Annotated in this window: 10 protein-coding genes; 4 read left to right on the top strand and 6 right to left on the bottom strand. The window is 44.2% G+C overall.

Going from position 1 to position 12,232, the window contains the following annotated elements; genetic code table 11:
• Positions 1-13 precede the first annotated feature (13 nt).
• The 4 genes from ppk1 to panC all read right to left on the bottom strand — a co-directional run bounded on the left by ppk1 (position 14) and on the right by panC (position 4,766).
• Complete coding sequence (gene ppk1, locus AC5ZC7_RS11770) at positions 14-2,164, bottom strand: polyphosphate kinase 1 (protein ID WP_496159091.1); 2,151 nt, start codon at positions 2,162-2,164, stop codon at positions 14-16.
• Positions 2,165-2,374: 210 nt separating this feature from the next.
• Positions 2,375-3,394 (bottom strand): lysylphosphatidylglycerol synthase domain-containing protein, encoded by a 1,020-nt coding sequence (locus tag AC5ZC7_RS11775; RefSeq protein WP_496159090.1) that lies wholly within the window; start codon positions 3,392-3,394, stop codon positions 2,375-2,377.
• Positions 3,395-3,437: 43 nt separating this feature from the next.
• The gene (panD, locus tag AC5ZC7_RS11780; protein WP_133811105.1) at positions 3,438-3,782 is read right to left on the bottom strand and encodes an aspartate 1-decarboxylase; all 345 of its coding nucleotides are present in this window, start codon (positions 3,780-3,782) and stop codon (positions 3,438-3,440) included.
• Positions 3,783-3,902: 120 nt separating this feature from the next.
• Complete coding sequence (gene panC, locus AC5ZC7_RS11785) at positions 3,903-4,766, bottom strand: pantoate--beta-alanine ligase (protein WP_496159089.1); 864 nt, start codon at positions 4,764-4,766, stop codon at positions 3,903-3,905.
• 110 nt (positions 4,767-4,876) lie between these two features.
• Here panC and AC5ZC7_RS11790 point away from each other — a divergent pair, with 110 nt between their 5' ends.
• The 4 genes from AC5ZC7_RS11790 (at position 4,877) to AC5ZC7_RS11805 (ending at position 10,372) form a co-directional block, all read left to right on the top strand.
• On the top strand, positions 4,877-5,695 hold the full coding sequence (locus AC5ZC7_RS11790) for a glycogen/starch synthase (RefSeq protein WP_133811107.1): 819 nt from the start codon (positions 4,877-4,879) through the stop codon (positions 5,693-5,695).
• Between the two features lie 53 nt (positions 5,696-5,748).
• Positions 5,749-7,110 carry a DUF4270 family protein gene (locus AC5ZC7_RS11795; RefSeq protein ID WP_496159088.1) on the top strand — a complete coding sequence of 454 codons (1,362 nt, stop codon included), beginning with the start codon at positions 5,749-5,751 and terminating at the stop codon, positions 7,108-7,110.
• Between the two features lie 21 nt (positions 7,111-7,131).
• Positions 7,132-8,388, top strand: a complete 1,257-nt coding sequence (gene metK / locus AC5ZC7_RS11800) for a methionine adenosyltransferase (RefSeq protein ID WP_496159087.1) — start codon at positions 7,132-7,134, stop codon at positions 8,386-8,388.
• Between the two features lie 601 nt (positions 8,389-8,989).
• The gene (locus AC5ZC7_RS11805; protein WP_511911519.1) at positions 8,990-10,372 is read left to right on the top strand and encodes a right-handed parallel beta-helix repeat-containing protein; all 1,383 of its coding nucleotides are present in this window, start codon (positions 8,990-8,992) and stop codon (positions 10,370-10,372) included.
• A 98-nt stretch (positions 10,373-10,470) separates the two neighbouring features.
• On the opposite strand, the gene AC5ZC7_RS11810 is transcribed toward AC5ZC7_RS11805, so the two are convergent.
• Together AC5ZC7_RS11810 and AC5ZC7_RS11815 are read right to left on the bottom strand one after the other, a co-directional pair.
• Positions 10,471-11,412 carry an alpha/beta fold hydrolase gene (locus tag AC5ZC7_RS11810; protein ID WP_496159085.1) on the bottom strand — a complete coding sequence of 314 codons (942 nt, stop codon included), beginning with the start codon at positions 11,410-11,412 and terminating at the stop codon, positions 10,471-10,473.
• Positions 11,413-11,418: 6 nt separating this feature from the next.
• Complete coding sequence (locus AC5ZC7_RS11815) at positions 11,419-12,189, bottom strand: prolyl oligopeptidase family serine peptidase (protein ID WP_496159084.1); 771 nt, start codon at positions 12,187-12,189, stop codon at positions 11,419-11,421.
• Positions 12,190-12,232: the final 43 nt, after the last annotated feature.

Consider the following 12,232-nt stretch of genomic DNA (forward strand, 5'->3'; position numbering starts at 1 on the left):
AACATTTTAAAGTTTATGTGTATTGTTTTTCGTGCAGGTATTTATAGATCTCTACCTGCGTACGTATTTTCTTATCTCCATCTTTCCGGTACTCATTGCGCTGTTCATTGTCCAGTATACGGGCTTTTACGTTGCCGCTCAGCTGGATTTTCATGATGTCCATCAGCTCCTGGCGTATAGCCGGGTCCGTTATCTGAACGGCTGCCTCTACGCGATGATCCAGGTTACGTATCATCCAGTCGCAGGAAGCGATGAGTACTTTTTCCTGGCCGCCGTGATGGAAAATAAATACGCGGGCATGTTCCAGGTATTCATCTACAATGCTCACTGCCGTGATGTTTTTCTTCCATTTTTTATTTTCTGTATAAGCGCAGCAGATACCTCTGATCACCATTTTGATATCTACGCCTGCTTTCGCTGCTTCATAGAGCTTAGCGATGAGGGTAGCATCAGAGAGGGAGTTCATTTTCACGATGATGCTGGCTTTTTTCTTGTGTTTGGCGTTTTTGATTTCGCGGTCTATCAGTTTCAGGAAAGTGTCGCGCATATTGAGCGGACTAACCGGCAATGTTTTGCAGCCTTCGAGTACTTTGATGTCGTGGCGGGGACTTTCCAGGTAGGCGAAGATGCGGTTGATATCTGCGATGATAGCGCGGTTGGTGGTGAGCAGGCAATGATCGCCATATACACGGGCCGTTCTTTCGTTAAGGTTACCGGTGCTGACAAAGCCGCATTGAATGGTCTTGGTGCCGATTCTCTTTTTGATCACACATAGCTTGGCATGTATTTTCATATTGGGAATCCCCAGCAATACTTTTACGCCTTCTTCTTCCAGTCTTGATTTCCAGTCGAGGTTCGCTGCTTCATCAAAGCGGGCGCGTAATTCCAGTACTACGGTTACCTGTTTACCGTTGCGTACGGCGTTTACCAGGGCATTGATAATTTTGGAATTACGGGCAAGCCTGTACGCTGTTATTTTGATGGAAGATACATTCGGATCAATAGCGGCTTCCCTTAGCAGGTCGATGATGGTATCGAAGGAATGATAAGGGAAATGCAGCATTACATCCTGCCGTTGTATCACATGCATCACGCTGGGGGCATTATGGAACAGTGGATGGATAAAGGTTTTACGGTGTAAGTGAGGAGGGAAGATAGATTCCGGGAAGTCCATAAAGTCTTTGAAATTATGGATGCGTGCGCCCGGAATGAGATTATCTTTTCCGGATAATCCTTGTCTGCGCATCAGGTATTCCAGCAACAGCGGATCAATCTCTTTATCATATACAAACCTTACCGGCTTACCTTTGCGGCGGTCTTTCAGGCCTTTTTCAATCTGGTGAATGATGCTGTCGGAGATATCGTTATCGATATCCAGTTCCGCGTCGCGGGTCACTTTGATGATGTGGGCAGAAAATTTATCGTAGCCGAAGTATACGAAGATATTCGGCAGGCAGAAACGTACCAGGTCTTCCAGCAGGATGATATCATGTTCCCCTTCTTTGGAGGGGAGGATGATAAAGCGGGGAAGTACAGTGGTGGGTATTTCTATCAGTGCAAATTTCTGACGAACGGAGTTATCCTGGCGGGCCAGTACGATGGCCAGGTAAATGGATTTGTCGCGCAGGATAGGGAACTGTTGTATGCTTTCAATCATCAGGGGAATGATGTTGGTGCGTACCTGTTCGTTGAAGAAATTGGTGACAAATTTTTGTTGTTCTCTATTGAGCTGTTTTTCGGTGCGGAGGAAGATGTGTTGCGCTTCCATTTCGGTGGCAATATCTTTCCATACGGTATCAAATTCGCGTTGTTGTTCAATTACGCGGCTTTGAATTTCGTCGAGGATTTTATCGGGGTTTTCTTCCAGGTGCATTTTGGAGGCTTTCCCGAACGACATCATTCTTTTAAGGGTGGCTACTCTTACCCGGAAAAATTCGTCCAGGTTATTGGAGAAGATACCCAGGAATCGGATGCGTTCATGGAGCGGAACAGTTTTATCTGCGGCTTCCTGTAGTACCCTGGCGTTGAAGGCGAGCCAGCTGATATCCCTGGCAATCATTTTTTTATTCTTCTCTGCCAGTGGCTTTTTCCGGGTTGTTTTCTTTTGTACTATTACATCGGGCATTGTCATAATATCAAGGTTCTCACCATTCGGCAAACGCATACAAACATATTTACATTCAAAAAATTCACACCATCTAAACTACGATGATACAGCTTTCGCTTTAATTGGAGTATTAAATTAAAGTTAAAGAAAAGCCGGGAGAAACGCGGTTTTTTGTGGAAGGAGTGAAGGGGGAATGGTATAAATTTTCAGGGAGATATAAACCGGCGTTTATATCTCCCTGAAAAATTTAAAATATAAAAAGGCTTTTTAAGCGAGTGCGGTATTCTTCTTCTTGTTATAGATAGGTAACGCTACCAGGCTACCAAAGCCGAGTACAAGTACGAGGATAGTTTGTGCGACCCAGATAATCCAGCCAAAAGCGAAGCCGATGGTCAGCGGAATGGCATAGATGGCAAGGGTAGCCTGTACCAGCAACTGGTAGGCAACAATACCTCCCGGCATAACGATCATGCCTACACTACCTATCATGAGTACTGCGAGGGCGGCGCTCATACCGAGGTGGGAGGTTTCCGGCAGGCAGAAAAATCCAATATATACCTGGGAGAGATAACAGCCCCAGATGAGAACAGAGTGAATGATAAACCAGACTTTTTTCTTTCCTTCCATTTTGCCTATAGAGAGTACGCCTTCGGCGATGCCCCTGATCAGGCTTTTAACGGTAACGGCTACTTTGGATTTGGCAAAGCGCCGGAGCAGCCAGATAAAAAGTACAATGAGTAATACCAGTACCACGATGCCAATGAGCAGCTGGGCGCCGTTGGCATGGGCTATTTTATCGGATATTTTCTGGAAGATCATTTTGTTCACGAAGGAACCCAATAATTCCAGTTGCGTGAGTACCGTGAGTACCGCCAGCAGGATGAGGCACAGCAGGTCTACGGCTCTTTCTGCAATCATGGTGCCTACCAGTTTATCGGCGGGTACTTTCTCGTATTGGGCAATGATGCCACAACGGGTTACTTCACCAAGACGGGGAACGGCCAGGTTTACAAGATAGCCTACCATTACGGCAAAGAAAGTGTTGAGGGTAGTGGGTTGATGTCCTAATGGCTTCATCAGCAGTTTCCAGCGCACCGCGCGGAACCAGTGACTGGCCACACCAATGGTCATAGTAGGGATGAGGAGCCAGTAGTTAGCTCTTTTAAAGGCGTCTTTGATCTGGTCCCACTGATCTGCTTTGATATTCCTGGTGAACAGCCATATCAATAGCACTCCTGCGCCAAAAAAGCAAATAAACTTAATGACGTTCTTAAGCGTTTTGGGCATGATCCAAAGTTGTTTTAGGGCGTTAATAAATCAATATCAGGGTTTACAGTTTGTTCCCTTCTTTCGGGAAAATGGCAATAGGTGTATATTTTTTAGCTTCTTCAAAATCCATTGTGGCATAGGAGATAATGATTACTATGTCACCCGGGGCAACGAGTCTGGCAGCAGGGCCATTCATACAGATGACACCGGAACCACGTTTACCTTTGATCACGTAGGTTTCCAGTCTTTCTCCGTTATTTACGTTCAATACCTGTACTTTTTCGTACTCAATTAAACCAGCGGCATCCATCAGGTCTTCGTCAATCGTAATGCTTCCAACATATTGCAGATTGGCTTCCGTAACTACCGCGCGGTGAATCTTACACTTTAAAATTTCGATTTGCATAATATTATACTGGCTTAAACGCTGAAAAGAGCGTTTGCAAAACTAGGAAAAAAATATGGAAGATCGAACAAGGCATGCAGCCGAAATGCAGTGGTGGCTGTATGCCTTGTTGGGAAGGAATTATAAATTTCCCTGTAATATGAGATTGTCGATGAGCCGGACGCCATCCAGCCATGCAGCCAGCGCTACCACAACGGTGGCATTTCCGGGTGGCTGATCGAGCGGATGAAGCATGTCGTTGTCCAGCTGGAGGATATCAACGTATTCGGGCTCAAAACCTTGTTTTTTGAGGGTGTCAAAAGCTTCGTGGGCGCCTTCCAGGAAATGGAGGCCTTTGCCGAAATTATTTTTGATTTCCAGCAGGGCCTGGTAGATGGCGGGGGCCTTTTTGCGGGCGGCGGGAGAGAGGCGGGCATTGCGGCTGCTCATGGCCAGTCCGTCTTTTTCTCTTTCCGTGGGGCACACCACCAATTTTACCGGTGACTGGGTAAGGATGAGGAGGCGGCGGATGATTAAACATTGCTGCAGGTCCTTTTGGCCCATAAAAAGCTGGTTAGGTTGCACAATATCCAGTAACTTGTGAACAATGCGACCCACGCCCTGGAAATGCCCGGGGCGGAATTTGCCTTCGAGAATGGTTTCAAGGTTACCGAAGTCGTAATGCAGATCACTTTCCAGCCCTTCGGGATACATCTCCTCTACGGATGGTAGAAAAAGTATATCTGTTGAAGCATTATTTAATTTTTTTATATCATCTTCAATAGTGATGGGATATTTTTCGAAATCTTTTGGGTCATTAAACTGAGTTGGATTGACAAAGATGCTGCAAACGACCACATCGGTATTTTCTTTAGCAGCCTGAATAAGTGACAGGTGCCCACTGTGGAGGGCTCCCATAGTAGGCACAAAACCAATGCTTTTGTTGCTTTTTCTTACCAGGTCCAGGTGCTTCTTCAGATCGGTGCTGCGCTTAAATAGATACATAAATCATTGCTTAAAAGGATGTTAAAACTGACAGATTGGCCAATATTCCGTAAAAAATCCGTAATTTTGCAAGCCAAATTAAAAATTACTGCATTAATAATCAGCGTTAAATGTCCACAAAGAAAAGAATTCTTTTTATTGCCCAAGAGATGTCGCCGTACCTGGAATTGAGTGATTACGCGGCCATGGTCAATAAAATGGCAATTAAGTCCAATGAGGCGGGCCTGGAGGTGAGAGTGATCATGCCTAGATTTGGAATTATTAATGAGAGAAGACACCGTTTGCACGAAGTGGTAAGGTTGTCAGGTATTAACATTGTGATTGACGGGGATGATTACCCGTTGATTATCAAGGTGGCCTCACTTCCGAATGCTCGTCTGCAGGTCTACTTTCTGGATAATGAAGATTATTTTAAGCGTAAGACTGTTTTTGCCGATGAAAACGAAGAGTTTTTTGACGACAATGCAGCCAGAGCTGTCTTCTTTTGTAAAGGGGCCCTGGAAACGGTGAAGAAGTTCGGATGGCCTCCGGACATTATTCATTGCAGTGGCTGGATGACCTCTCTGATACCTATGTATCTGAAAACTGCCTACAAGAAGGAGCCGGTTTTTGCGAATTCAAAAATCATATATTCGTTGACGCCCAATACGTTCAAGGAAAAGTTAGGCACTACCTTTGTTAAAAAAGCAACCATCAGCAACCAGATCAAGGAAAAAGATATGGAGCTGTTTAAGGAAGGTACCAATACTGCTCTGAACAGAGGCGCAGCTAAATACGCGGATGCTGTTGTACTGGCCGGCGATAAGCTGGAAAAGAAAGTGGTGGATGAAGTGAAGGCTGAAAAAGGTAAAATCATTTTACCTTACAAAAAAGAGAATGAAGACCTGGGTGACTACCTGCAATTATACAACCAATTGTTAGGAAAATAGTACCTTAAAAGTTTGTACGGCAGTTAAATCAATACTCACTAACAACATAACGCGTGAAGATCAATTTCAGGAACCTCAGCTTATTAGCTACCTATATTACGCTACTGTATGCAGCAACCGGTTGTAATAAATCTACCCTGTTGGGTAGTGGCCTTATTCCTCCCGGAGATTTTGTGAATGCACAGGATACTACTATCTCAGGCATTATTGCCAATAACTATGAGCGGTATGATTCGAGCATTCGTAACGGTAATCAGGCCTTCGCCAAATTACTCGGTTCCATTACAACCGATCCCGTTTTTGGAAGAACCCACGCTTTCGTATTTACACAAGTGTCTTTGCCCCAAAGTGCTTTCACCTTTGAAGGCGCCGGACAAACACTGGATTCTGTAGTCTTGTCATTAGCTTACACCGGATACGCAGGTGATTCTACCGGCCCCCAAACCTTTAAGGTGTACCGGATGTCGGAAAACAACTTTACTTACGATTCCAACTACGCTTATAACAGGGTACTGGCCTATGACCAAAGCAAATTATTGGGAACCGCCACTGTAACCCCGTTATCGTTACGGGATTCTGTTAGCGTTTATGGCACCAAAGAAGCCGGCCAGTTACGTATTAAACTGAGTACCGCCTTTGGTAATGAATTGTTGAGCCAGAAATCAGATGGCGCCTTTAAGAACGATTCGTCTTTTCGCGCATACCTGAAAGGTTTTGCTATTGTACCGGATACCAACCTGGGTACCAACCGCAATATGCTGTACCTGAAACTGAATGATCCAAATACCAAACTCACGGTATTTTACAAGAACTCAGAAAAAGATTCGCTCCGTGCTACCATGGCATTTGCCCAGTATACCAGTGGTCACGCCAATTACTTTACCCGTAATTACAATGGTTCGCAGGCATCGAAATTTATTAATACCAAAAATCCGAAAGGAGATAGCATTATCTTCCTGAATGCCAGTCCGGGCTTATATACCAAGCTGACCATCCCCGGCCTGGAAAACTTCCCGGCAGTGCTGATCAATAAAGCGGAATTGGTGATTACGCAAATAACTTCCGGTGCAAGTGATATGAATAATATTTTTATTGAACCAGGAAGCTTATCTTTACGGCAGTATGGAAACGGGGACTCCACCAAAATCCCTATCGATTATTATACGAGTGGCGGTACAGCCTATTTTGGCGGTAGCCGTCAGGTGATTACCAATTTTGGCGGTATACAGGTTGTCCAATATACCTTTAACCTTGCGAATACCCTGCAAAGGTTTATCAAAAAACTCGATACTAATAACGGCTTCAAACTGGAAGGCTATTCTACGCTTTACATGGATGTCAACCGTGTAAAAGCAGGTGGTAGCAACTTGTCACAGTACAATATCAAGCTGAGAATTATTTACACTAAACCATAAAACTACTAATCCCAGTTTTTTATGCCTTATTTATTTACATCTGAATCCGTTTCAGAAGGACATCCGGATAAAGTAGCCGATCAGATCTCTGATGCGTTGATTGATAACTTCCTGGCGTATGATGCAACATCGAAAGTAGCATGTGAGACCCTCGTAACCACCGGCCAGGTTGTATTGGCAGGCGAGGTGAAATCTGAAGCCTACCTGGATGTGCAGGATATCGCAAGGGAAGTGATTCGTAAAATAGGTTATACAAAGAGTGAATACATGTTTGAAGCCAATTCATGTGGTATTCTTTCTGCTATTCATGAACAATCACCAGATATCAACCAGGGAGTAGATCGTAAGTCTCCCGAAGATCAAGGCGCTGGCGATCAGGGTATGATGTTCGGTTATGCTACCCGCGAAACTGAAAACTACATGCCACTGGCACTGGATCTGGCCCACAAGCTGTTGCTGGAACTCGCCGTTCTCCGTCGTGAAAATAAGGAAATCAAATACCTGCGTCCGGATGCAAAATCCCAGGTAACTATCGAATATTCAGACGATAATAAACCAGTAAGAATCGATACCATCGTGATTTCTACCCAGCACGATGACTTTGATACCGATGATAAAATGCTCGCTAAGATCAAGGAAGATATGATCAATATCCTGATCCCACGCGTTAAAAAACAACTGAAACCTGAGTTACAGAAACTGTTTGAAGGCTTTGATATCAATCACCATATCAACCCAACCGGTAAGTTTGTAATCGGTGGTCCTCACGGCGATACCGGCTTAACCGGCCGTAAAATCATTGTGGATACCTATGGTGGTAAAGGAGCTCACGGTGGTGGTGCTTTCTCCGGTAAAGATCCTTCCAAAGTAGACCGCTCTGCTGCCTATGCTACCCGTCATATCGCTAAAAACCTGGTAGCTGCAGGCGTATGCGATGAAGTACTGGTACAGGTATCTTATGCGATCGGGGTGGCAAAACCTTGCGGGGTATATGTAAATACCAACGGTTCTGCGAAAGTGAAGCTGAACGATGGTGAGATTGCCAAGAAGATTGAAGAAATCTTCGACCTGCGTCCTTATGCTATTGAGCAGAGATTGAAACTACGCAACCCTATCTACAGCGAAACTGCCGCTTATGGCCACATGGGCCGCGAACCACAGGTAGTAACCAAGGTATTCAACAAGGGCAAGAAACACGAAAAGAGTGTGCAAGTAGAATTGTTCACCTGGGAGAAACTGGATTATGTAGATAAAGTGAAAGCCGCTTTCGGTTTATAATCAAAACCAGATGGTCACCATATAATCACAACAGCCGTTTCAATATACTGAAACGGCTGTTGTGTTTTTGTAGTGAACACCTTTTGATTTCACATGTTCTTATGGTGAGTCAACTGATTTCTTAAAATGTGGAAAAGTTTTTCAGATTTTTTTTAAATGGGTTCAAAAAAAGTTACATATTATTATTGATAATACACTATATTTAATAATAATATGATTGATTGGCCTACGTTTCACGCCCCATAAGTGGGTGATGGGTTTCGTTTATTCCTTTTGCGAAATGGTACGATCTGATTTTATTGCCGTAAATGTTTATAACCTCTTTTGAGACATTTTAGCGCGATAATAATTCAATGAGGACGACCGTTATGATGCTGCTTTTTATATCCAAAATTCTGGATATTCGCAGCCAGAAATAATAATCAGTCCTTTTAATTGTTTCCGGAGATAGTTAAAATCAGGCGCCATTATTCTTTTGGAATACCAGATCCATATCAGAGAACATCAACTGCAATTACCAAGGGGGTAGTTGTTAACTTTTTATTGAAACCATATAATTATCTGAAAAACCATGAAGCGCAGCATCTCTTCACGATTGTCTATGTACACATTCGTATCTCTTTTAGTGGCTTTTATCGTTACAACTGAAAGCTGTAACAAAGAAGAATTAAGGCAGAAAAAACCAGATACATCAAACCCTGGTACCACTGTAACGCCTAAACCTCCGGTTAATACCCAGGAAATAGTGCTTGTTCCTGACAAAGACGGGCGTTTACTGTTAGATGGAAGCGTCTATAAACCGGGAAACATTCTGGCACTTAAAGGTATCTTTACGGCCGTTGTGATTAATAATCTTAAGGGTTCAGCCAGCGCACCTATCATCGTTAAAAATGCAGCAGGAACTGTCCTCAAAGTAGGTAACCCGGCGTGGAGCGGCGGCTCCTGGGCTACTGCACTTAGCTTTGTCAATTGTCATTATGTAAAAGTTGGCGGGGAAAAGTCTAAATCCGATTTTATCATCAGCGGAAGCACGCAAGCTGGTAAAGAAGCCTACTTTAACCTGGCGTTAAGTCAGCATTCGGATAACTTTGAAGTTAGCAACATCACTATTCAAAACGGGGGTACCGGTATATGGGCTAAAACAGAGCCATTAAAGGGCGATGCAAGTACCTACTATCCGAATTCTTATATGGAAAACCTGTCCATACATGATGTGGCTATCAGCGGTACCAATAATGAAGCTTTTTACATTGGGCATACAGCGCTTTACTGGAATTTAACTGCCAATGCACCTTATTATGGCGCCCCGTCAGGATTTACTCCAGGACAGCAATATGTACAACCCATCAAATGGCGTAATGTTAAAATTTATAATAATGAGGTGTCTAACGGAGGCGCAGATGGTATTCAGACCGCCGCTATCGACAAACTCGAAATATATGGTAATAGCGTTACCAATTGGGGCGGACAGCACAACTCCGGCCACAATGGAGGTATCCTCATCGGAGGCCGTACTACCAATACCAATGTGCACGATAACTACGTACATGATGGCTGGGGAGAACTGATTCAGTTTTATGGCTCCGGTGAAAACGGCGCTACCCACATCATTCATAATAACCTGTTGAGAGATAACCAGGGAGATGGCGTAAGCTTGAGAGGTACTAATAACGCAGTTGTTCAGATCACCAACAATACTATCGCGAGAGCCGGTGGAGTATCTCTCCGTATCAACGGCTACCAGGGAATGACGGCACCACAGATTGTAAATGGCAATGCTTTCATACAGCCACGTGTAAACGGTGGGTCTATTGTTCCAAACGCCTACATTTATACTGAAAACGGAGGTACCTACATAGAAGGGACCGGCGTAAATGCCAACTCTAAGTTTCCCACTGTAGATGCAGCCGGGGTTGACATAAACAATTATTATCAGCCTAAAGCTACCTCTAACCTGGCAACATCAGGGTTTAGAAAATTATAGTAGACTATAATCGGGGAAATTAGCCCCAACACATCGATATATCATTCATAACAAAGCCGTCCTGGTAAGCAGGGCGGCTTTGTTATTTTCCCGGACATTCAGGGAGTTGTTTTGAGATACTCCCACATCAATTCATTTACAAGCTGTGGTTGCTCGTAATGAGGCATATGTCCGGCGCTGTCTATCTGATGTACTGCTAAAGTTGGGTATAATGTTTTATAAGAGGCTAATTTCTCTACAGGAAAGAAAGGATCCTGCCTGCCATAGAGTAGCAATATTTTTTCAGGGGCAATTTGTTTTAACAGGTAAAGCTGGTTCTGATTAAGCATGTGCATCCACGACGAATGGGTAAGCCGTTTGTATCCTTTGAAATTCATGAAGTATTTCAGTCGCGCTGAATAGGTATTAAATAGCGGCTGGTTCACGAATTCCTTGCGTTGGTTTTCTACAGAACGCGGATACCAGTAAACCGTCATCATTATATCGGAGATGACCGGGATACGGAGTAGTTTATTGGCCTGCAAATCACCACTGGCAGCGGGGTCAAGTAAAACAATGCGTTTCACATGATCCGGGTGATTAGCGGCGTAGTCAAGGCCAATGGGGGCTCCCATGGACATGGCTACTAAATCAAAGGGCTGCTGCAGCCGGAGTGTATCCAGCAATTGTACTAATTGCTGCCGGTAAAGCTCCAGGTTATAAACCACATCAGGCCTGTCTGAATACCCTCTGCCATAAAGATCGTATGCCAGGATGCGATAACCTTTCGACAGGAGATAGGGAATATTGTATTGCCACACTTCCATGCCGCTGGTACCGCCACCATGGACCAGTACCAGCAGCTTTGCACTATCGGGACCTAATAATTGATAGTGTACCAAACCATGATCCAGCCGGATGAAATGACCGGGCGCCTGTTTACGTGCAACGTCATTCAGTTCAGCGGTTTCCTGTCCTTTTTTGATAAACAGAAAACCCAGCAGAAATACAAACAACAGCAAAGCAATAATACGAAACCACCTTTTTTTTAGCAGGATCATAGTTGTTTATCTTTTATACTGAAGCAGCCATTCGTAGATATTCATGCCGTTTTCCCGATAAGCAGGGTTGTAGTATTGTTCCCAGCAGCAATGCTTATGGTCGCCGACGGTGAGTTTGGTAAGCCCTGGTTTGTATTTATTGGTACTATCGGCAAACAGCTTGCAATTACCCAGGAAAACCGGTTCTTCAGTGCCACCAAAGTACCAGACATGGATGTTATTCTCTGCGGTAATGCGGAAGCTTTTCATATTCTCTGCATCAATGGTGGCAGGGGACATGTTAACCGCCGCAGCCACTCTTTTTGCCATTTTTTTATCTGTTACTGCCATCCCAACAGACCATCCACCTGCACTGTAGCCGGTGATGTAAATGCGGGAAGAATCAATCGGATAACGCTGCATGACATCAGAAATGGCAGCATACAGGTGATCCGGACCAAGTGACCAGCTGGTGGCCAATGGCGCCATTACAATGAATTCATACTTTTTCCCATCCAGCTTGTTCACTGCATCAATATTCTGACCTTCATGCATTTGTCTTGCAACACCCTGCCGGAATATTTTGGTAATATCTGTACCGGCGATACTTCTGCCGTGCAAACAAATCAGTAATGGGTATCTCTTTCCACTTTTAACATTATCCGGGAGTTTTAGCAGCGCCGGAATATGATGCCAGGGAGTAATCTGCACTTCGATCTGCTTGAATGGCTTCAAATCCTGGGCCGCCAGGATGGCTGTTTGCAGCATCATACCTATTAAAAGGAATATTCTCATCATTCAATCTTATTTATCAGGGATTCTAAGCGAATACCTGGTTGCA

The organism is Chitinophaga sp. 9-1-y (assembly GCF_059511905.2).